The sequence below is a fragment of the Paenibacillus aestuarii genome, from assembly GCF_027789125.1.
GTDB classification, from domain to species: Bacteria; Bacillota; Bacilli; order Paenibacillales; family NBRC-103111; genus Paenibacillus_E; species Paenibacillus_E aestuarii.
Genome location: NZ_JAQFVF010000027.1, coordinates 145,605 through 167,542, shown reverse-complemented (window position 1 = coordinate 167,542; position 21,938 = coordinate 145,605). Strand labels below are relative to the sequence as shown.

At 49.9% G+C, this 21,938-nt stretch carries 19 protein-coding genes and 1 riboswitch; of the genes, 3 read left to right on the top strand and 16 right to left on the bottom strand.

From position 1 onward, the window contains the following. Positions 1 to 36: 36 nt before the first annotated feature. The 5 genes from O9139_RS13295 to nrdR all read right to left on the bottom strand — a co-directional run bounded on the left by O9139_RS13295 (position 37) and on the right by nrdR (position 6,483). On the bottom strand, positions 37 to 969 hold the full coding sequence (locus tag O9139_RS13295; RefSeq protein ID WP_270880134.1) for an ABC transporter permease: 933 nt from the start codon (positions 967 to 969) through the stop codon (positions 37 to 39). A gap of 162 nt (positions 970 to 1,131) precedes the next feature. Further along, the gene (locus O9139_RS13290) at positions 1,132 to 2,691 is read right to left on the bottom strand and encodes a response regulator transcription factor (RefSeq protein ID WP_270879964.1); all 1,560 of its coding nucleotides are present in this window, start codon (positions 2,689 to 2,691) and stop codon (positions 1,132 to 1,134) included. A 4-nt stretch (positions 2,692 to 2,695) separates the two neighbouring features. After that, positions 2,696 to 4,474, bottom strand: a complete 1,779-nt coding sequence (locus O9139_RS13285) for a sensor histidine kinase (RefSeq protein WP_270879963.1) — start codon at positions 4,472 to 4,474, stop codon at positions 2,696 to 2,698. Positions 4,475 to 4,584: 110 nt separating this feature from the next. Continuing rightward, complete coding sequence (locus tag O9139_RS13280; RefSeq protein ID WP_377526505.1) at positions 4,585 to 5,538, bottom strand: DMT family transporter; 954 nt, start codon at positions 5,536 to 5,538, stop codon at positions 4,585 to 4,587. 135 nt (positions 5,539 to 5,673) lie between these two features. Next, positions 5,674 to 5,823, bottom strand: a riboswitch (FMN riboswitch). Positions 5,824 to 6,018: 195 nt separating this feature from the next. Next, a complete protein-coding gene (nrdR, locus tag O9139_RS13275; protein WP_270879962.1) occupies positions 6,019 to 6,483 on the bottom strand; it encodes a transcriptional regulator NrdR in 465 nt (154 codons plus the stop codon). Between the two features lie 110 nt (positions 6,484 to 6,593). Between nrdR and O9139_RS13270 the strand changes: the two genes are divergently transcribed. After that, positions 6,594 to 6,812: an alpha/beta-type small acid-soluble spore protein gene (locus O9139_RS13270; RefSeq protein ID WP_270879961.1), complete on the top strand. Its 219-nt coding sequence runs from the start codon at positions 6,594 to 6,596 to the stop codon at positions 6,810 to 6,812. Here O9139_RS13270 and O9139_RS13265 read toward each other — a convergent pair. The 5 genes from O9139_RS13265 to polA all read right to left on the bottom strand — a co-directional run bounded on the left by O9139_RS13265 (position 6,805) and on the right by polA (position 12,604). Next, positions 6,805 to 7,491, bottom strand: a complete 687-nt coding sequence (locus O9139_RS13265) for a lytic transglycosylase domain-containing protein (RefSeq protein ID WP_333742624.1) — start codon at positions 7,489 to 7,491, stop codon at positions 6,805 to 6,807. The two genes, O9139_RS13270 and O9139_RS13265, sit on opposite strands and share 8 nt — an antisense overlap. Further along, positions 7,488 to 8,084, bottom strand: coding sequence for a dephospho-CoA kinase (gene coaE / locus O9139_RS13260; protein ID WP_270879960.1), 597 nt, complete (start codon positions 8,082 to 8,084; stop codon positions 7,488 to 7,490). Before coaE ends, O9139_RS13265 begins: the two co-directional genes overlap by 4 nt. Before the next feature lie 23 nt (positions 8,085 to 8,107). Beyond that, a complete protein-coding gene (locus tag O9139_RS13255) occupies positions 8,108 to 8,887 on the bottom strand; it encodes an MntP/YtaF family protein (RefSeq protein WP_270879959.1) in 780 nt (259 codons plus the stop codon). A gap of 24 nt (positions 8,888 to 8,911) precedes the next feature. Next, the gene (gene mutM / locus O9139_RS13250; RefSeq protein WP_270879958.1) at positions 8,912 to 9,772 is read right to left on the bottom strand and encodes a DNA-formamidopyrimidine glycosylase; all 861 of its coding nucleotides are present in this window, start codon (positions 9,770 to 9,772) and stop codon (positions 8,912 to 8,914) included. Positions 9,773 to 9,952: 180 nt separating this feature from the next. Then, a complete protein-coding gene (polA, locus tag O9139_RS13245) occupies positions 9,953 to 12,604 on the bottom strand; it encodes a DNA polymerase I (protein ID WP_270879957.1) in 2,652 nt (883 codons plus the stop codon). Positions 12,605 to 12,726: 122 nt separating this feature from the next. Between polA and O9139_RS13240 the strand changes: the two genes are divergently transcribed. Then, on the top strand, positions 12,727 to 13,476 hold the full coding sequence (locus O9139_RS13240) for an HAD family hydrolase (RefSeq protein ID WP_270879956.1): 750 nt from the start codon (positions 12,727 to 12,729) through the stop codon (positions 13,474 to 13,476). Between the two features lie 11 nt (positions 13,477 to 13,487). On the opposite strand, the gene O9139_RS13235 is transcribed toward O9139_RS13240, so the two are convergent. Continuing rightward, positions 13,488 to 15,242, bottom strand: coding sequence for a GGDEF domain-containing protein (locus O9139_RS13235; protein ID WP_270879955.1), 1,755 nt, complete (start codon positions 15,240 to 15,242; stop codon positions 13,488 to 13,490). Positions 15,243 to 15,417: 175 nt separating this feature from the next. Between O9139_RS13235 and O9139_RS13230 the strand changes: the two genes are divergently transcribed. After that, a complete protein-coding gene (locus tag O9139_RS13230; RefSeq protein ID WP_270879954.1) occupies positions 15,418 to 17,001 on the top strand; it encodes an ATP-binding protein in 1,584 nt (527 codons plus the stop codon). Positions 17,002 to 17,325: 324 nt separating this feature from the next. On the opposite strand, the gene phoU is transcribed toward O9139_RS13230, so the two are convergent. The 5 genes from phoU to O9139_RS13205 all read right to left on the bottom strand — a co-directional run bounded on the left by phoU (position 17,326) and on the right by O9139_RS13205 (position 21,673). After that, the gene (gene phoU, locus O9139_RS13225) at positions 17,326 to 17,985 is read right to left on the bottom strand and encodes a phosphate signaling complex protein PhoU (protein ID WP_270879953.1); all 660 of its coding nucleotides are present in this window, start codon (positions 17,983 to 17,985) and stop codon (positions 17,326 to 17,328) included. Positions 17,986 to 18,009: 24 nt separating this feature from the next. Further along, positions 18,010 to 18,783, bottom strand: coding sequence for a phosphate ABC transporter ATP-binding protein PstB (gene pstB, locus O9139_RS13220; protein WP_270879952.1), 774 nt, complete (start codon positions 18,781 to 18,783; stop codon positions 18,010 to 18,012). 2 nt (positions 18,784 to 18,785) lie between these two features. Beyond that, positions 18,786 to 19,643: a phosphate ABC transporter permease PstA gene (gene pstA / locus O9139_RS13215; RefSeq protein ID WP_270879951.1), complete on the bottom strand. Its 858-nt coding sequence runs from the start codon at positions 19,641 to 19,643 to the stop codon at positions 18,786 to 18,788. Further along, positions 19,640 to 20,479, bottom strand: a complete 840-nt coding sequence (gene pstC, locus O9139_RS13210; RefSeq protein WP_377526507.1) for a phosphate ABC transporter permease subunit PstC — start codon at positions 20,477 to 20,479, stop codon at positions 19,640 to 19,642. The genes pstA and pstC overlap by 4 nt, the downstream gene beginning before the upstream one ends. 270 nt (positions 20,480 to 20,749) lie before the next feature. Next, positions 20,750 to 21,673: a phosphate ABC transporter substrate-binding protein gene (locus tag O9139_RS13205; RefSeq protein WP_270879949.1), complete on the bottom strand. Its 924-nt coding sequence runs from the start codon at positions 21,671 to 21,673 to the stop codon at positions 20,750 to 20,752. Between the last annotated feature and the right edge of the window lie 265 nt (positions 21,674 to 21,938).

Genomic DNA, 21,938 nt, shown 5'->3' with positions numbered 1-21,938 from the left:
CCTCCTCTCCAGATGAACATCTTCACCGATATCAGGTTAAAACAACGCTTGGTCGAATTTGCGCGCGATTCGGTTGGCAATCAGCACCAGCGTGCAGCTAATGACCGATTCGAAAAGCCCCATCGCCGTCGTTAAGCTAAATTGTGAGCTGCCTAGACCGATTTTGTAAATATATGTACTGATCACTTCGGAAACGTCGGCAACCGCCGAGTTTTGCAAGTTATACACTTGATCGAAGCCGACCTCCATCACTCGGCCCATCGCCAAAATCAGCAGCAGAATGATCGTGTGGCGTATGCCCGGGAGCGTAATGTGCCAGATCTGCCGCCACTTCGTCGCACCGTCCATGCCGGCCGATTCATAGAGCGCTGGATCAATCGTCGTGAGCGCTGCCAAGTAAATAATCGTACTGAAGCCCATTTCCTTCCATATTCCGGCAGCCAAGAAAATTGCGATCCAGGAATGAGATTCATAGAGGAAGGTGATTGGCTCGATGGAGAACAGCTTGAGCACTTTATTCACCGTTCCGTAGTCCGTGGCGAACAGCTCCAGCACGATCCCGGCAACGATGACCCAGGAGAAGAAATACGGCAAGTAGACAATCGTCTGCACCCATCGTTTGTACCAGGCCCGGCGCACTTCATTAAGCATAATCGCAAGCACGATCGGAACCGGGAAGCCAACCAGCAGGTTCAACAAGCTGAGCCAAAATGTGTTCCAAATAATTTGCAGCGTATTCGGGCTGGAGAATAGCGTTTTAAAGTTTTTCAACCCTACCCACGGACTGTGCAGGATACCGTCGGCGAAATTATAATCTTTGAAGGCAATGATCATGCCGCCCATCGGCCAATATTTAAACAGGATATAGAAAGCTAAAACCGGCAGCAGCATAAGAAAGAGAGGAATATTCTGTTTCAGTCTTCTTCGCCTTTTCAAGACGGATGCCTTCTGTGTATGCATGCCGGGCATGGCAACAGGAGCCTGGTTGACCGCATCGCTCATGAGCTTCTTCACTCCTTCATTCGTTCGTCTTGCTACTATCGTAACCGGTTACATAAAAAAAACCCTTAAAAATTTATAGAAGAATCTATAAATTTTTTGGGTATAGTTAACCGCTTAATCTAATGATGATCATAACGTCTCCCGGCTCCGGTATTCTTTGGGGGACATCCGGAATCTTTGTTTGAACACGTTGGTAAAATAATTCGGCTCGTCAAACCCGACGCTGCTGGCGATCTCAAAAATTTTCATATCGGTATTGCGCAGCAGCAGCGCCGCCTTCTCAAGCCGATACCGGGTCACAAAGGAGGTGAAGCTCTCTCCTTTGGCTTTCTTGAACAAGGCGCTGAAATAGCTTGGGTTCAAATGCACGTGCATCGCTACCTCCGTCAGCCGGCATTCTTCATGATAATGCTGCTCGATATAGAGCACCGCTTTCTCGATTACATTATCGCTTTTCGACGCTTGCCAATGATTAAATTGCAGCATGAAGCTCTTCACTTGCCGATTCGCCCAGCTGATCACCTGCTCTTGCGACCAATCGCTATGCGGCATATCACTGGATATGCTCACCATGGCCTCCCCGCCATCCGGATCAAACTGCTTCTGGATCAGCTTATTCAGCGCAATGGTCAGTGCCATCCCTTGGACTTTCACCTCTTCCAGCGACTTATGTCCCAGTTCTGTCAGCATTTGCTCCAACAGCTGCTGCACCCGATCCGACTGTCCGATCAAAATCGCGGACATGAGCTGCACCTCCAGCTCGTTCACCCTCGCCTGGTTTAAGGACCACAACATGTCAGGGATGGCATGGCTCTCCACCGCTTGCGGCATCACAGCATCCGTCCGTTCTCTGGCTGCATCAAGAACAGTTCCATACCTCTCTGCCAACTGTTCAATCGACGCCAGCAGCCCCATAGGAATCATGTGAAGCCGGATATTCAAATATTGCTTGACCGCCTGCTCCACTTGCACCTTCAAGCTCTCCGGAACACCGCTTCTTTCCGCCATGAGCACGAACCGGTCATGCTCCACGAGCAGCAGCCGGACCTTAAGTCCCGCTTGCGCAGTCAGCTCCTCCACAATGTTGGACAAGGCGAACTGCAGCAAGCTGCGGTCACCTTTCTGATGATCGCGCTTAATGAAATCCTCGTGGTTCAACTGCAGCAGCCACAGCTCGGAACCGGCGAGGAGCGCGTTCAATTCCGACGTCATGCTCGGGGCATACGGCAGATCCAGACATATCGCGCGCAAAGCCTGATCCTGTTCCAGCCATTGCTGCCCAAGCGCCTTATGCTGCTGCGAGAGCCTCGCATAGAACTGCCCCGACGCCTTGCTGAGCACCTGGCGCACATCCTGCTCGGTGCATGGCTTAATGAGCAGATCCAGCGCGCCGTGCCGGACTGCAGCTTGGGCGTACTCAAAATTTTTGTACCCCGTCAAAATAACGACCAAAAGCTCCGGGTAGCTCTTGCGCAAATGCCCGACGAACTCGATCCCGTCCATGATCGGCATGCGAATATCGGTAAGCACGAGATCCGGCTTTACCTGATCGAGCTGCACCAGCGCATCCTGCCCGTTGCTCGCTTCGCCGACCACATCCCAGCCCAGGCTGCCGCTTTCAATCATCTTGATCAAGCCTTTGCGAAAATGGATCTGGTCCTCGACAATCAACACTTTACCGTTCACCATGGTTTCATTCTCCTGTCTCGGCCTTCGTATACGGCAGGATGAGACGCATCGTCGTCCCGCTGTCAACCGTGCTTGTAATGTCCAGCCGGTACGGTTTCCCGTATACAAGCTCAATTCTTCTTAACACACTTTGCACGCCCAGGCTTTCCCGTCCATCCATTCGCTGTCTGGCAGCGCTGTCGTCGCTAAGCAGCTTGGCCACCTTCTGCGGATCCATCCCGCAACCGTTATCCATCACATCAATCTCCAGCAAATCATCGGCACGCCTCGCTTTAATAAGCAAAATCTTCTGCGTCACTTTATTGCGGAACGCATGAATGAACACATTCTCTACTAAAGGTTGAAGAACGGCCCGCATCATGCTGCAGTTCACCACTTCCTCATCGATCTGGATGATCGTCTCCAAATCCGTTTCGAACAGCTCGCTCTGCACTTTCACATAGTTGCGGATCTGCTGGAACTCCTCCCCGACGGTTGATAACGTTCTTACCGGCAGCAACGAATATTTCAACATCTCCGAGACGGCAGCGATCAAATCTGCCACTTCTTTCTCATCCTTCAAATACAGCTTCCAGTAAATTTCATTAAACAAATTATGCATAAAATGAGGATTGAGCTGCGCCTGCAGCGCTTTTAGCTCCGCCTCTTTTTCGCTCAGCTGTGTGATGTAAACCTCCTTGATGAGCTGGCCGACCTGCGCCGCCATCGCATTGAAGCTCTCCCCTATATAAGCCAGCTCGTCCTTGGTGCGAATCTCGATGCGCGTGCCAAAGTCCCCGGAGCGGACCTTGCGCAGCCCCATCTGCAAATCTTTGAGCGGACGCAGCAGCTTACTTGTAAATAGAGCGATCAGCACGCTCGTAATTAAAATACTGACCAAGCCGGAGTAGACGATGCTTTGCGACAGCTTTCTGTTCTTTTGCTGAATTTCGGATAACGACACTCCGCTGACCAATCGAAAATTCGTTGCCTTCGAATCGCTGCGAACGAACAGGCGGTTTTCCTTCACCGTCGGCGATGCAACCGCTTTAATTTGTGTCAATTCATCCCCCGCGGCAACCACCGTGTTGCTGTACAGCAGCTCATCGCCCGGGTTAAATACATATACCTCACCGAGGCCGTCCTTAATCAATTCCTTGAGCGAGCTGGAGAAAAAGGAGCCATCGATCGCCATCACCAGCATGCCGTACGTCTGCAGGTTATTATTTTTCATCCAACGGGCGGCCACAACAGTGTCTCTGTATCCGCTTGGCTCAATCGAGCTGGGCAGCTGCATGCGCATCCAGACCAAATCCCCATACGTATCGCTGATTTTCGTTTGTATATAGCGCACGGTGTTCGCATCCAGCATATTGATCGTATTCGACGTAAAACTGAAATAGGAAGGCTTGCCGCTTAAATCATATAAATACATGCCGGTTATGTAAGGCTGATCGAACTTGATCTGGTTCATTTGCTCTTCAATCTGTTTCTTATCGTCATACAGGCGATAGGCGTCGGCGTTCTCATTGGTCACAATTTGCGAAATCAGTCTTTCCAATTGCGGGTTAAACACAACCGATTGCGAGACACGGACAATTTCCTGCACTTTCAAGTCCATTTTTTCCATCGCGGCCAAATTCGTCTGCAAAAACTGCTTGCTGATCTCCTCCTCAAATAGCTTGAGGTTGTACCGGTTCGTTAAATACCCTGTGATCGCCGAGGTTAGCAAAATGATGCAGGACAAGCTTGCAATTAACTTCACTTTGAAGCTTTTATTCATGCCTAGCCATGTTGGAATCATATCCTCACGCACCCCTAAGGTTAAAAAAGGACATCTCCTTTTCATCTAAGAAGAGGGGATGTCCTTGTAATTACGTAATATGGTAACTTGCAGCGCAGCAATCGTCAAGCTTATTTACTACGGCTCATGAGCCACAGCGTGCCCCAAATGAGGACGAAGCCGAGCAATTGACCGAGCGTCAGCGCTTGCTGGAATACGAGCCAATTGATCAGAACTCCGACTGCCGGGAAAGCTAACTCAGCAAGTGTTGCGTAGAAAGCCTTCGTTGACGTTAAACCTTTATAATAAAGCAGCATGCTGATTAAGCCTGGGAAAAATGCCTGGAACAGCAGGTTGACAACAATGAGCGCCACGCTGCCCGTTCCACCGTTCAGGTGCCACGGGTTTCCGCTGGATAGCAGAACGACGAACAAGAACGGAACGGCTACTAAAAACCGTAAAGACGTCACCACGGGGAAATCCAGCTTTTTTTGCAGCAAAAACTTGCCCATAACCGTCGATCCGCCCCATAGCGCAGCGGCCAAAATCGAGAACAGACAGCTGAGGGTACCCAGTTCATGCAGTCCCAGCTGCGGTGCAGCAAATCCGAATGTCAATAAATAAGTGCCGAGAAGCGCAGCGATAATATAAGCGAAAAATTTGGATGGCAGAGTTTCTTTGAGCAGGACTCTGGCTAGAATAATGGCAAACAGCGGCTGTAGCTTCTGCAGCAGCAAAATGGCGTTGGCATTGCCGTGTGCAAAAGCGGCTGTAAACAATATCGTCGCGACGGCGGAGCCGCCCCACGAAATGAACAGAAGCGCGCCGATGACGGCCAGCGATAGTTTACCGGCCAGCGTGCGCCGGTATTTGATCAGGACCGGCAGCGCATAGCAGGCAAGCAGCAGGTGCTCGATGAACACAATCTGCGCGGACGAGAACGTCTTCAGCAGCAGGATCCGGAACAGCGGATCGAGCCCCCACATCATCGCGCCCAGCGCTACGTACCAAATGCCGCCGATTCCCGCGATCCGGGACGACTTGCTCGGCTGCTTCCAATTCATTTCCTTGCTTCGCATTTCCATGGTGTTCTCCAATTCAAAAACCTCCTAAGAATGTGTTTTGAATTGAACCTTCTGAAAGAAACGATGCCCCCGTCATAAATCTAACGGGGGCATCGACAAACAGACCTGTTAAAAAGGTCATTTTTAACAAGCTGCTTTCACCTTCTCCCATCCGGACTTTAACCGTCGGCCTTGGAATTGCACCAAGTCAGTCCCAGCTCTTAACAAGCCGGGAGTCGCGGGCTTAGATACAACGAATGTATCCTCACCGCCGGTAGGGAATTTCACCCTGCCCCGAAGGTTCAATTATGATAACTTATGTGGAGCAAGTGTCCGATCAAGGTTAAGGTCAAGGTCACTTACAAAACATAAGTAATATTTTATTCCTGAATATTAGCATCATAAATTAAAAAATGCAAGGATTATTATTTAATTTGGGCTCGCGCGCAAGCGGCGAAAAAAAACCATCCAGCTCGATATAAAACATCGAAGCTGAATGGCTTATTTTTCATCGTCTTTGCCCAAAATTTGCGTCAGTTCCTTCAGGAACATATTAATGTCTTTAAACTGCCGGTAGACAGAAGCAAAACGAATGTACGCCACTTCATCGACCGGGTACAGCTGCTCCATGACTAGCTCGCCAATGGCCAAGCTGTCTACTTCCGCTTGTGCGGTATTGCGAAGCTGCATCTCCACTTCGGAGACAATCGCCTCCAACCGCTCCATGGATACTGGCCGCTTCTCACAGGCGCGAATCAAGCCACGCATCATTTTCTCTCGACTAAATTCTTCTCTGCTTCCATCCTTTTTAATCACGATAAGTGGTGTTTCTTCCACCATCTCGAACGTCGTGAACCGTCTGGCGCATTTCTCACATTCGCGGCGCCGGCGGATCGATTTATTTTCGTTTGCGGATCGGGAATCAAGCACTTTCGTACCGTTATAGTCGCAGAACGGACATTTCATTCGCTTTCTTCTCTCCTTTCCTTCCTAATCTCTTTTACCAGATGTTACTTGTTATGAGAGCTGACAAATCGCACATAATACTATTACCAACGACAAGGAGGTGAACAGCAATGGCCGCAGGACAAAATAGCAACACATTAGTTGTTCCACAAGCAAACGCAGCGTTGAATCAACTAAAATACGAGGTAGCTCAAGAACTCGGTATCGCCATCCCACAAGATGGCTACATGGGTAACATGGCTACTCGTGATGCTGGTTCTATCGGTGGTAACATCACTCGTCGCCTGGTACAAATCGCAGAGCAATCTTTGGCAGGTCAATTCAAGTAATTACTTGATGAACAGCCACTAGCTTCCTGTGAACAAGAAGTATTGGACGTTGTTCTCCGCTTAGGAGCAAGTCCAATGCTTCTTTGTTTATGAGCGAAGTCTTCCCCTGCTCTTGCCAGCTCTCCGTATAAAGCTTCTTGTACTTATCATAATAATACAAAACCCGTTGAACGTAATGCCGGGTCTCACCAAATGGAATTTGGCTGATCTGCTCAACGGTACCGTCCCAAATCGCATTGCTCTTCCATTTATTCACATTACCCTGGCCAGCATTATAAGCGGCGATAGCATAAATCAGATTCCCGTTATAATGGCGGGTCAACCAGTTCAAATACCAGGCGCCAAGATTAATGTTGATTGCCGCATTGCGCAAATCTTCCTGTGTGAGCGTTCCCATATTGGCTGTTTCGACAATCCATGCCGCCGTATCCGGCATTAACTGCATCAAGCCGATTGCGCCTTTATGCGATTCCAAATGATACTGATAATTCGTTTCAACCCGGATAATAGCGGCAATCAAAAAAGGATCAATATCATGTTTCGCCGCGCTTTGTCGAATTTCCTGCTCGAAATAGATCGGATATAATTTTCTTCCTATAAAAGTGCTGTTCATGAACAAAATTAAAATAAAACCTATCAGCAGAAGTGCAAAAACCCGCTTCTTGCGAAAAAAAGTCATGAAAGCCCCTTCCTTAACCAGAATTGGTCGATGAGAAGACTTGTTTGTTCTTTTGTTCCGCTATTATCGATGACGTAATCTGCAAGCGTGCGCTTATCTTCTATGGACATCTGGGCATTAAGCCTGTCCAGCGCCGCGCTTTCCGAAATACCGTCCCGCTCCATCAATCGCTCGATCTGGACATGCCGGGGGACGTAGACAACCAGCACTTCCTGAAACATGGATTGCAGGCCAGATTCATATAACAACGGGACGTCCACCACGACCAAGCGCTGCGGCTGTTCGCGCTCAGCCGTCTCCATCTGTTCACGCATCCGCGCACGGATCGGAGGATGGAGCAAGCTTTCCAGATCCTTGCGGGCATCCGGATTCTTAAACACAATTTCACCCAGTTTTTTACGGTTTAAGGCGCCGTCCGCCTGCAGAACAGCTTGTCCGAAGTGAGCAGCAACCCTTTCCAGAACAGGGCTGCCGGGTTCAACGACGTCGCGGGCGATTTGATCCGCATCCACTAATAGGGCGCCGCGGCTCACCAGCATTTGGCTCACTGTGCTCTTGCCGCAAGCAATTCCACCTGTTAACCCGATATTCATGTAAGGGTGCTCCTTATCGTGATTTAGAACATTTTCATAATTCCCATTAAAATCAGTACACATCCCGGTAAAATCGACAGTTTCTTCATCCAGCTCATTTCAGCATACCGGAAGCCGATCCGAAGGCCGATAGCGATGAAAGTACCGCTGGCTAAAGCGATAACCGAGGCTGTCAACAGCGGTTTGAAGCCGATCAGAGCTGCGCCGATCCCCGCGCCAAAGGCATCCAGCGATAAGGCTAAGCCCAGCAGCGTCGCTTCCGAAGCGGAGATGTTGCCCGATCGGTCCACGTCGGCAATCGACGGGGTCCGTAAGATTTGAATGACGAGACCGAACCGTTTCAATTCGATGCTGAGAATTTCTTTGGTCCGCTGGAGCGTATCCATCGTCTGCAGAACACCTTCCCCTGCGACATGAACGACGCCGCCGGTTTCGAGCTCAGATGAAGCGTCCTGCGCCGGGGATTCCTGACCCTTTTGCTGCTTCATCTGCACGAGCGCCCAGATTCCGATGCCAATCAGAATCAAAGCGCCAATTCGTTTGGCCACGACAGGGCTCATAAAGGATGACATCAACACACCGATCTGCATCGAGGCAAAAATAATGATGCCGGACCATAGCGAGATGATCCCGATGGAGAGAAGCGGAATGCGTATTTTGCGCAAACCGTACATCACGCCGACCCCGAAACCGTCCAAAGAAACGGCAAACGCGAGAATGAGCAAAGCAATTACAGGAAGCATAAAAACCCTCCTACAAGTTTTCAAGGGAGAAAACTTTGTTCGTAAGTACTCCCTTATCATATGGGGAGGGTGGGCTCCATGTGCCTAATTCTCGGATTTCTTTCGCACTCGCTTCGGCTTCAGCGGTTGACAGCTCGGACAAATGTGCGTGCCTCTGCCACCGACAACCGTTTTATAAATCTCGCTGCCGCATGTTTTGCAGGGTTGAGACTCACGTCCATAAATGTTCAATTGATGCTGAAACATGCCGATTTCGCCTTGTCCGTTAACATACGATTTGACGGACGAGCCGCCGACCTCCACGGATTCGCGGAGGGTACGGATAATTGCTTCATGCAGTGCCGCAAGCTCCTTGCCGCTCAGCGTCGAGGCTTCACGTTCGGGATGAATGCCGGCGAGGAACAACGACTCGTCTACATAAATATTCCCGATACCTACGATATATGCCTGGTTCAGCAGGAGCGGCTTGATCTTCGTGGAACGCTTGGCGATGAGGCTTTTGAACGCTTCCAGCGTAAAAGCTTCGTCCAGCGGCTCGATCCCCAGCTTGCTCAGCGGAGGCTGAGTCAACTCCTCGCCCTTCGGGAACAGATGCATCGTTCCGAACTGGCGGACATCCTTGTACCTCAGCTCCGTGCCATCGGTAAACCGGAACAATACATGCGAATGCAGCTCCAGCGGATCGTCCCCTTGGTACACTCCGTATCGCCCTTCCATGCGCAAGTGCGAGACCATCACGTAGTCATCCAGCACAAAACGCAGGAATTTACCCCTGCGTTCAATGGTTTGAATCGTTTGGCCTTGCAGCAGGGCTTCGAATAGATGTATATCATCGGGCTTCTGTATAATGCGGGGCAGCAGCACCTGCACCCGTTCAATTGTTTTTCCAGTGACCAGCGCATTCAAGGTGCGTTTGACGGTCTCGACTTCAGGTAGTTCTGGCACCCGAATCACCTCACAAAATAAAATATAGACGGCGAGAATGCCTCGCCGGTTCAATCTCCGGATGATGGCCGATCCTGCAAAAAAGGCAGATCATTTTATTGAAAGCCCCGTGATCACTTTACACGCAAAAATCATGCCTGTTTTACAGTTAAACAGATCACTTGCAGGGGGTCCCCTGCTTTACTTCGCATCGTACCAAGTCAAGCCGTAATCGACATCAGCCCGCAGCGGCACGTCCAGCTTCAAGGCCGAAGCCATCACCTCCGGGACGAGTGTCTTCATCGTCTCCAGCTCCTCCTGCGGCACCTCGAACACAAGTTCGTCATGCACCTGGAGCAGCATACGGCTTCTCAGGTTCTCGCTCTTGAGGCGCTCAGCCATCTGTACCATGGCTAGCTTAATAATGTCCGCTGCGGTACCCTGGATCGGCGTGTTCATCGCTGTGCGCTCAGCGAAGGAGCGCAGGTTGAAGTTCGATGCCGTAATTTCCGGCAAATACCGGCGCCGCTGCAGCATCGTCGTCACATAGCCGTCTCTGCGGGCATCCTTGACAATGTCGTCCATATATTTACGAACCCCTTGGAACACGGCAAAATACTGCTCAATAAAAGCGCCCGCTTCCTTCCGGGTAATGTCCAAGTTCTGCGACAAACCATACTCGCTGATTCCGTACACGATGCCGAAATTGACCGCTTTCGCCTGGCGGCGCATATTGGAATCGACCTGGCTCTCGGGAACGCCGAAGACGTCCATCGCCGTCTTCGTGTGGATGTCCATATTCTGAAGGAATGCCTCCTTCAGCTTCTCATCCTGCGAGATGTGCGCGAGCACGCGCAGCTCGATTTGCGAGTAATCCGCTGCGAGAATGTACCATCCGGGCTCGGAGGGAACGAACACTTTGCGGATCTTGCGGCCCTCCTCCAGACGAATTGGAATATTCTGGAGGTTCGGATATTGGCTGCTGAGGCGGCCTGTGGCGGCGATGGTCTGACGGTAATAGGTATGCACCTTACCAGTCTCCGGCCGCACCTCTTTGAGCAGCCCCTCCACATACGTCGATTGCAGCTTCGCCAGCTGACGGTAGTTCAAGATCTGGCCGACCACCTCGTTATATGGGGCCAGTTTCTCCAGCACCTCGGCGTCGGTCGAGTAGCCGGTTTTCGTTTTTTTCCAAGCCGGGAGTCCCAGCTTCTCGAACAGGACCTCCCCGAGCTGCTTCGGCGAGTTAATGTTGAATTCCATGCCGGCGAGCTCATAGATTCGCACCATAATCGCATCCAACTGCTTGGCCAGCTCCTCGCCGAACACCTTGAGATCCGCGGCATCCATCTTGATGCCGCGCAGCTCCATCTCCGCCAGCACGCCCGCCAGCGGCAGCTCCAGCTCATAGAAGAGGCGATGCATCTCGCCCTTCTCCAGCTCGACGCGCAGCACCGGCACGGCGCGCGCGATCGTGTACGCTTTGCGGCACAGATGCTCGCTAAGCGCAGCTTCATCCGGCAAGCGGAACTTCGCGCCCTTGCCGAAAACCTCTTCATCGGCCTTGATGCCCGGCAGGCCGTATTTGCCTGCGAGGCCGCTGAGCGTAAGATCCGAGTCCGTCGGATCCAATAGATAAGCGGCCAGCTGCACATCGAAGTCCACCCCGCGGAGGCGGACTCCCTGCCAGGCCAGCGCCAGCTCAGCGCGGTGCTGATCCAGCAGCTGCTTCTTCTTCGCAGCGTCCTCTAGCCAAGCGCGCAGAGGCGCGCCCGCGTCGCTCTGCAGCAGCGCAAAAGGCACGTATAGGCTCTTGGCGTGCTCTTCGTTGTAAAACGACAGCCCGACGATCTCAGAGTGGTGCGGATTCTCGCCGACGATTTCCACATGCATCGGCACGCTGTCGCCTAACGTTTCCAGCAAAGCATCTATGCCGTCTTCCGTGACGATCTGTACATCCAACGGCTGGACGGGCTCGCTGGGCTCGACTGACGCCCCCAAGTCCATCTTCTCCAGCAAGGACTTGAATTCCAGCTTGCGGAACATGCTGGCCAAAGCTTGTCCATCATAACCGCCATAGCCGAAAGACGACCATTCGGTTTCCATCGGCACTTCCCGGAAAATCGTCGCCAGCTCTTTGCTCATGCGCGCAGACTGCGCATGCTCCTCGACCTTTTCCTTCATTTTGCCTTTCAGGTTGGCCGCGTTGTCCAATACATTCTCCACTGTGCCGTATTCGTGCAGCAGCTTGAGCGCCGTCTTCTCGCCGACGCCGGGAATGCCGGGAATATTGTCCGATGTATCGCCCATTAGACCTTTAAGGTCAATAATCTGCTTTGGTGATAATCCATATTTCTCCTGAATTTCAGCAGGGTTATATCGTTCGACTTCCGAAATCCCTTTGCGTGTGATCGCTACCGTTACATGATCGGATGCAAGCTGCAGCATGTCCTTATCCCCGGAAACGAGCAGCACGTTCTCGCCTTTCTCATCGGCGATGCGGGTCAGCGTACCGATAATATCGTCAGCCTCGTATCCGCTGAGCTCGAACTGCGGAATTTGGAACGCTTTCAAGAGCTCCTTAATCAGCGGAAACTGCTCGGACAGTTCAGGCGGCGTCTTCGCCCTTCCACCTTTATATTCTGTATATTCTTTATGCCTAAACGTAACTTTGCCAGCGTCAAACGCGACCAAAAAATGCGTCGGTTTTTCTTCTTCTATTAATTTAAGCAGCATGGTCGTAAAACCGAATACCGCATTCGTATGCAGTCCACTCGAGTTGCTGAGCAACGGCAAAGCATAAAACGCCCGATTGGCGATGGAATTTCCGTCAATAATAATCAATTTATCCATAATGGCGCACCCCGATTTTCACATACTCTCTTCATCATAGCATACGAAATAAAAATAAAAAAACGAACGCTGACATAAATATGTAGGGAGTGGTAAAGCGGTCTTCAGAAGGAGGATCACCCATGAGCCCTTTTTTTTCACCAATGCGCAAAAAGGTCATCTTTTTCGATATGAATAATACGATTCTGGATCGCCGGCAATGCTTTGATTCCGCTTTTTTGGAGGTCATGAACGATTACACCGCGCGATGGGATAACAGCGATGACTCCTGGTCCGCCCAGAATGCGCTGCAGAGTTACAAAATGGAATGGAGCCGCCATCGAAAAGCGCCTATCCGGAGCCCCATTTCACCCGATGAGCTGCGCCACCTCTGTTTGCGAAAGGCGCTTCAACCCTATCCGGTTAGCGTGAATCCGGCTTTCACCCGCTCGTTCTTCGAACAGGTCGAAGCCCAAGAGGACCAATACGTTGCGCTCTTCCCCGGCGTTGAGGACACGCTGGAGGCTTTGTCGAAGAATTACGAGCTGGCCATTATTAGCAATGGCAACCGCAAGAAACTGCAGAGCAACTTGCAGAAGCTGGGCCTCACGTCCTGGATTGAGCAGGACCGGCTGTTCAGCTCCGAGAAGGATGGGCCGCGCAAACCGCACCCGGCGATCTTCGAGACAGCCTTGAAGACGATGGGTACAACGAGCAGCCAAAGTGTGATGGTGGGCAATTCATGGCGCAACGATGTCGTTGGCGCGACGTCGTGCGGGATGGATGCAATCTGGATTCATCCAGGAAGTGTCAAAAAAATATCAGAGCGAAGAATCGGCAAGCAAAAAGTGATCATCATCCGCTCTTTCAAGCAGCTTCAATATACGTTCTGATCTCTTGCCTCTCAAACACCTTTAATATGGTAAACACTGCCTTGTTGGGCCTTAGCCTTTTTTTTCAATAGCGCTGCTGTCTGCGAAATTTGTTCCAGTGAAATCAGGGTTTCGCAGCTGCAGACGACTAGCGAGAGCGAGAGCGAAACGCCTGCGCTTTGCACGGGATTGCCTGTCCGGTCCCTGACGTAATCCCACTCTTCCCCTTCATAGAACATCTGTACGCCCTGATCAAACCGCCGGATCATTTCCTGGCACAGCATCTCTGGCACTTGGGTCGATGAGACCGCGATGAAATCATCACCGCCTACATGCCCGACGAAATCGCGCGGAGTGCCGCACACCGTAATCGCCTGCTGCATAATATCCGCCGTATACTGAATGAGCTGATCCCCCCGCTGAAAACCGAACCGGTCATTGAACCATTTGAAGTAGTCCAAATCGGCATAAACGACGTGAAACGGACTGTTTTCCAGAATCCGCTTATTGATCTCCCTGTTGATTTGCAAATTGCCCGGCAATCCCGTTAACGGATTGGCTACGCGGGCAAACTCCATTCTCACATTCGTAATGCTTTCCAATATCGTTCGGATGGACGCGGATCCAATCATTTTCCCCTTGCTCGTAATGATGACAAGATCATAAAGCCGATGAATGGACCGCGAGGTCGCCATCTGCGATACTTGCTCGATCGCCATGTATTCGTCCACAATCAACGGCGCATTGTCCATAATGCCGTCGATCGTCCGATTCCAGAACAGCGAGAAGGCGTATTGACCCGCCAATTGCTGGAACAACCGGTCCCGCATCATTAAGCCGACAGGCACATCATCATTCACGATGACGACGCCCGAGGACTCCTGATTTTTTTTGAAGTAATCGGCAACTTCCGAGACAAACGCCTTCACGTCAAATATCTGAACTGGCGTCGCCAAATCTCCGATGGTCCATGTATGGCCGCCCTCGATCTTCCGATGCTGCCATATGAGCATACGCAGATTCTCATCTACGGTAGACGGACCCTCAGAGGGCCTGCCCAACAAATAGCCTTGGGCGTAGTGAACACCAAGGCGCGTCAGTTTGATTAGTTCGTCGGCATGCTCAATGCCTTCTGCGATCAGGGAGATGTTCATCTTTTTCGCAAAAGTGACGAATGTCTCCAAAATATATTCTTTGACTTTATTGATATGTATGTTCTCGATCAGTGAACGATCGATTTTAATAAAATCCGGCTGCAGCTCGGCAATAGCTTGAAGCGAAGAATAACCTGCCCCGGCATCGTCAATCGCTATCCGATAACCTTGCTTTCGGTAGTGCTCCAATATTTTTTTGGCCAATGAAAAATCTTCAATCGAGCTCCGTTCCGTAATTTCGAAGACGACATTCTCAGGACGCAGCCCGTGCCTGTGCAGGATCTCCTGCGTTCTGCCCGGAATGAATTGCGGATCGTAGAGCACATGTGACGATATATTGATAAAAAGCAGCTGCTGTTTATTGTCAAGATTAGCGCCTTGGACTGCCTTCTCACGGGCGAGCTTCTCCAATGCATACAGCTGACCCTGCTGTTCAGCAAATTGAAACATGACAAGCGGCGAATGAAAGGGGCTCCCTTTGGGTCCGCGCGTTAATGCTTCATAACCGAACACTTGGCCATCCTGCAAGGAAATGATAGGTTGATAGACCGAATAAATCGACTGGTCTTTGATGATTTGTGAAAATTGCTCCAATGCATCCGTTATTTCTGGTTGAAAGTTAATTGCAATCATCCCTCACTGACTGTACTGATAGTACTATTGTACCATTCGTTCATATAGCCTCTATTAACTATATGTAAAATGAGTGTAAAGAATCGTTATGAAAAAGAGGGAATTGCTATTTTCTCCCGAAAAAGAAAACAAGGGATTTGCCTAGTGCTGGGGACAAGCACAGAAAGGAATGGAGATGGAACAACAAGTCAAGATCTTGGCTGTAGACGACCGCTATGAAAACTTACTGGCGTTGAATAGTATTTTGGCGTCACCTCAATACGAGATTGTTTCGCTGCAATCTGGCGAGGAAGTCCTAAAATATTTGCTCAAAGAGTCGCCCGATCCCATTGCTGTCATTTTAATGGATGTTCAAATGCCCGGTATCAACGGATACGAAACTGTTGAACTAATTAAACAACGCAAGTCTTGCCAAGATATTCCGATCATTTTCCTGACTGCAATCAGCACATCGATTGAGCACGTTTTGAAAGGCTACCATGTCGGCTCGATCGATTACTTGTTCAAACCTGTGCATCCCGACTTATTGCGGATGAAGGTGGACGCCTTCGTCAAGCTGCATCGGTATCATCAGGAAATCCGAAACCAGCGAGAACTGCTGCAATTACGTACCCTTGAACTGGAAGAAACGAACTGCCGGCTGGAGCGAGCTGAAGCTCAGCTTAAGGAGCAGAACCTGCTGCTCGAGCAATGGGTGGAAGAACGCACCTCGGAGCTGGTCGATGCACATGAGAAGCTGATGAAGTCTCAGGAGCATTTCAAGAAGCTGTTCGTCTCTTCACCTTGCCCGATGGCGATCCGCCGCTTGTCGGATCTCAGCTACCTCGAAATCAACGAAAGCTGGAAGCAATGCACGGGATACGGGGAGGAAGTGATCGGCACCTGTAACTCGATCCGCATGGAACCTAGCGAGCCCATGGGCGACCAGCTGATTGTGCATAATGTCAAAGTCAAATTCGAAATGAAATCCGGCGAATTCCGCACCGCGCTGTTATCGACGGAGATTATAGATATCGAAGATGAGAAGTGTCTGCTGCTAGTGGCCGTCGACATTACCGAGAATTTACGCTATGAATCGGAAATGGCCCGCCTGGCACAATTAAATCTAGTTGGCGAAATGGCCGCCGGGATCGCCCATGAAATTCGCAATCCGATGACTACGATCCGCGGGTTCCTGCAGCTGTTTCGCGACGGCAAGCGCCGATTGGAAAGCGAATACATTCAGATCATGCTGGAGGAGCTGGACCGGGCCAACGACATTATTACAGAATATTTATCACTAGCCAAAAATAAACGAACCCATCAGCAGTCCGAACACCTGAATCGCATTATCGAATCGCTCCAGCCGCTGATACAGGCCGAAGCGGTCATGTCTGGGAAGCATGTACAATTTCTCCTGGTGGACTGCCCGGAATTAAGCCTGGACGACAAAGAGATTCGCCAGCTGATTTTGAATATGTGCATGAATGGTCTGGAGTCCATGCAAACCGGGGGCAATTTGACCGTTGCCACACATCTGGACAGTGAGCAAGTCCTGCTCACGATTTCCGATGAAGGCGCCGGCATTCCGGAGGAGCACTTGGAGAAGCTCGGGCGGCCCTTCTTTACCACCAAAGACCATGGCACGGGCCTGGGCTTGGCGATTTGTTACAGCATCGCGGCGCGGCATCACGCCACGATCGATGTCAAATCGGATCATCAGGGGACAACCTTTGTGATCCGATTTCAAATACCAGCGCATGCCCTCAGCGTGATATAATGCGCCGCTCTCGTGTGGCGGGGCTCGCTAGACGGCCCTGCGGGCGCGTCTCATGTCCGCGGCGGCGGGCTTTATGGCTGCCAGCCCTAAAGCGGTTTTCCGCGCTAGAGCGGGTTTGTCGGCTGTTTGCGGGGCTCCTAAAAGGCGGATTACTCGCTTTAGAGCCTACGCCTTAGCTGCCCCACTCGCACCTAGAGCGGATTTGCCCGCTTTAGAACATTACCGGTGAAGAGCGGCAGTTTGTCAACTCGCTTCGTGAAAGACCTATTTTCATCAAAAAAAGCTGCACCCAAGTCATCTCTGACATCCGGGTGCAGCTTTTTATTAAATATTCAAATCCTTGCGCTTGCCTGTCACCATGTAAATGACGCCTTCGCCAATATTCGTCGCATGATCAGCAACGCGCTCCAAATAATGCGCCACGAACAGCAAATGTGTGAGTTGACGGTTACGAACGTAGTCTGAGCTCATCATGCCCATAATCTCTTGCATGACTGTGCTGTACAGCTTATCAACGCGGTCATCCTTCTCAGCAAGAGCCGCGGCGCGATGCACATCACGTTCCGTGTAGGATAACAAGCTTTCTTGCAGCATCTCAATGGCAATTTCCGCCATCTGCGGGATGATCTCAAGCGGCTTTACCAGCTCCTCGCCGGCAAAACGAATCGTAATTTTCGCGATATCTACAGCATGATCTGCGATCCGCTCCAAATCGATAGCAATTTTGAGCGCTGTGCCGATAATCCGCAAATCGCTGGCCATTGGCTGCTGCAACGCGATCAAGCGCAGGGACAGCTCATCGATTTTCGTCAAATATTCGTCGAGCAGATCATCGTTCTTAATCACCTGAGTAGCTGCTTTTTCATCCAGCTTCTCTAATGATTCCACAGCTGCGCGGATTGAATTTTGCGTGCTGTTTCCCATCTCCAGCAATTCCTGTTGCAATAATGAAAGTGATTGATGAAACCCTGGTCTAGCATCCATTCCGGTCTACCCCCCCTCTTAGAATTAACCAAATCTTCCTGTGATGTAGTCTTCTGTACGCTGATCGTTCGGGTTCGTAAAGATTTTGTCCGTTTTGTCCGTTTCCACCAAATAACCGTTTAAGAAGAAAGAAGTGACATCCGAAATCCTTGCGGCTTGTTGCATGTTGTGCGTCACAATGATAATCGTATATTTATCTTTCAGTGTCTGTGTCAGCTCTTCGACTTTCAACGTTGAAATCGGATCAAGTGCGGATGTCGGCTCATCCATCAACAGAACATCAGGCTCAACAGCCAGCAAACGTGCGATACAAAGACGCTGCTGCTGTCCGCCGGACAGACCAAGCGCGGATTTGTGGAGACGGTCTTTAACTTCATCCCACAGAGCGGCTTGCACCAAGCTGCGTTCCACGATTTCGTCAAGCACCGCTTTTTTCTTCGTGCCATGAATGCGTGGGCCGTAAGCAATGTTGTCATAGATGCTCATCGGGAATGGGTTTGGACGTTGGAACACCATGCCGACACGCTTGCGCAGCGATACGACATCGGAATCGGTACCGTAGATGTTTTGGCCGTCTACCGACACATTTCCTGTAATGCGTACACTGTCAATCAAATCATTCATCCGGTTCAAAGTGCGAAGAAATGTCGACTTACCGCAACCGGACGGTCCGATCAACGCAGCTATTGTGCCTTGTTCAATGGACAAATCGATATCATGCAGCGCATGATTTTCGCCGTAAAATAAATTTAATTTGTCCGCTTTAATTTTATGTTTTGTTGCTAAGTTCGTTGTCATATTTATTTACCTCCGGACAATCGTTTTTGTAAAATTCGGCTTGGAATGGCAACCAGCATGTTGAAAATCAACACGACGATCAACAACAGCGCGGCGCTTCCTTGAGCAATCGCTTTGGCATCCGGTACCAAGGCTTCAGCACCGACATACCATAAATGGACCGATAACGTTTCACCCATTTTGAGCGGGTTGAAGTCCGGGAAGAAACGAGATACGGATAGTCCCGCGGTATAGATCAGAATCGCAGATTCCCCTAGCGCACGACCGGCGATCAACGTGATCCCTGTGATCAGGTTAGGCAGAGCGGCAGGAATGAGCACTTTGCGGATAGCCTGCCATTTGGTTGAGCCAAGCGCAAGGCTGGCTTCCCAGTACGATTCTGGAACCGTACGAATGGCTTCCTCCGTGACTCGCACCATGACCGGCAAGTTGAGCAGGGCTACAGTCGCCGCGCCGCCCAGGATAGAGAATTTCAGGCCCAACAAATTAGCGAACAGCAAGAATCCGAATAGACCGAATACGATCGAAGGTACAGAAGATAAAGCTTCAACAGAGATACGCACCAGATCGGTGAACCAGTTCTTTTGAGCATAGATGGATAGATAAATACCCGCACATACCCCGATAGGAATGGATATAATCAAGGACAAAATCAGCACGTAGAAGGAGTTAAATAACTGCGGACCCACGCCGCCGCCAGCTTTAATTTCTTCCGGCTTGCCGAATATAAAGTGCCAGGACAAGTGGGGAAGTCCCTCACCCAGAATACGAATCATGAACCAAGCCAAGATCAAGATAATAAGAATGCCCGATGCCCAGAAGTAAAGGGTGGCCAAGCGATCTGTTGTTTTACTGCTCATTTAATTTCACTCCTTTTGGCCACGATACGAATAATCAGAATCAATACTAATGAAATGATCAGCAGCAAGAGCGCCATCATATAAAGTGCATTATTCCATGTCGAGCCGTAGCTCGTATTTCCCATATCTTTCACAATCGCGGTTGTTAACACCGTTGTGGAATCCAGCAGCGACTTTGGCATCTGCGGCGAGTTCCCGATTACCATGAACACGGCCATCGTCTCCCCGATCGCACGCCCCATACCCAAAATAATCGCCGTCAAAATCCCTGGTCTAGCCGCTGGCAAAAGGACGCGCCACATCGTCTGCCATCTTGTCGCTCCGAGCGCAAGGGATGCTTCTTCCAAGCGTACTGGCAGCGATCGGATGGCGTCTTCCGAGATGGAAAGAATCGTTGGCAGAATCATAATCGCCAAAATAATCGCGGCAGGCAAAATACCGTAACCGATGCCGCCAGTGATTTTACCTAGCGCTGGAACGATCACCGTCATCCCGATCAGGCCGTATACAACCGACGGAATACCAACGAACAAGTCCGTTGCCGGACGAAGAATTTCACGCATCCACTTCGGTGCAATTTTAGCCATAAACATTGCGCCTGATAAGGCAAGAGGCACGGACAGTACGACGGATACAAGCGTCAGCATAAGGGTACTATATAGGAAGGGAAAAGCGCCGAACTTTTGTTGGCCTGGCGTCCAATCCGTCGAAAAGAAAAATTCTAGCGGACTGACACCCTGGAATGTTTTTAACCCCTGCATACCTACAAAGACAATGATCGAGAAGATAATAGCCGACACAAGCGCCGCACTACCTACAAACACCCATCTCATCATGCTGTCCTGTCTATGCTGTTTACGGGTCCACTTTGTAATCACCGGACGACTTTTCTCCTTTTTGGGGTTTGTCGTTAGCTTGTCTGCTGTAGTACTCAATTGGGTAATCCCCCTCTACTAGATTAACAATACTTTAATAATAGGTGATGAATGTAAAACCACTATTTTCGATTTGTTAAGGCTATGTAAAATTTTCGACTTTTTTCACGGACAGTCTAAACGGCCAAAGGCCACTGCATAATATGCAGCGGCCTAAGATGTGAGAGCTTATTATTTTTTAAGCAGATCAGCTGGCAAGAATTTCAGGTCACGAACTTGTTTGCCTTGGAATTCTTTGGAAGAGATGTAGTCGATGAAAGCTTTAGCTGGGTCTTTAGCTTCACCTTTCGTGTACATGTGCTCAACGCCATACAGTTTGTATGTGCCGTTTTTGATGTTGTCTTCAGTGAATGCTACACCGTCAATTTTCAGAGCTTTCAAAGTATCGTCGATATAAGGAGTATCTACATAACCGATGGAGCTCGAAGTACCGGCAACTGCAGTTTTAACCGCACCGCTGTTTTCTTGTGTGATACCTTCTTTGGAGAACTCTTTGTTGTCAAGAATGATTTGTTTTACTAGTGTACGGGAACCGGAGCTGTCTGGACGGTGAACCAGGACGATTTTCGCATCTTTACCGCCAACATCTTTCCAGTTTGTAATTTTACCAGTGTAGATATCGGAAGCTTGTTGTTTTGTCAGGTTATCGATAGTTACATCTTTGTTTACGATCAAAGCAAATGGAGCGATTGCTACTTGGTGGTCAACCAGACCTTTATCTTTAAACTCAGCTGCTGGCTCAACGTCGGAGTTACCGATATCGGAAGTACCGTCAGCTACGTTTTTAATACCTGTACCGGATCCGCCTGCAGTAACGTTGATTGTTACTTTAGGGTTCTTTTCCATGAATTCAGTTGCAGCTTGTTTAACCAGAGGAAGCAATGCACTGGAACCGGAAGCTGTTACTGTACCGGAAAGTTCTGTTTTAGGAGTATCGCTTGGTTTAGCAGAAGCAGTTGCAGCCGTCGTTGCAGCAGGTGTTGCGGAAGAAGCGCTGTTTGTATCTGTTTTTGCGCCGCATCCTACTAATGACCCCATCATCAATACTGCGGAAAGTGTAAATGTGATTCCTTTTTTCGACATGAACTTAAACATTGTTAGCATGTCCTCCTTTGATTTTATGTTGCATTTTGTTAGTTTCGAAGTTTCAAGCAGGCTGTCGAACTAACTTACAAACTTATAGTAAACATTGAATGTAAAATACAAACCCAAGAAACGTAAACGTAATGTAAAACTTTCTTTTTACAATTCCACAACAAAACGCCAGTCTAACTTCATGCATAAGACCTATATTAGAAATCAAAGAATAGAATTGAAAAAAGTCGATTTTTGACTGAAAATGGACAGTTATAGACGAGCT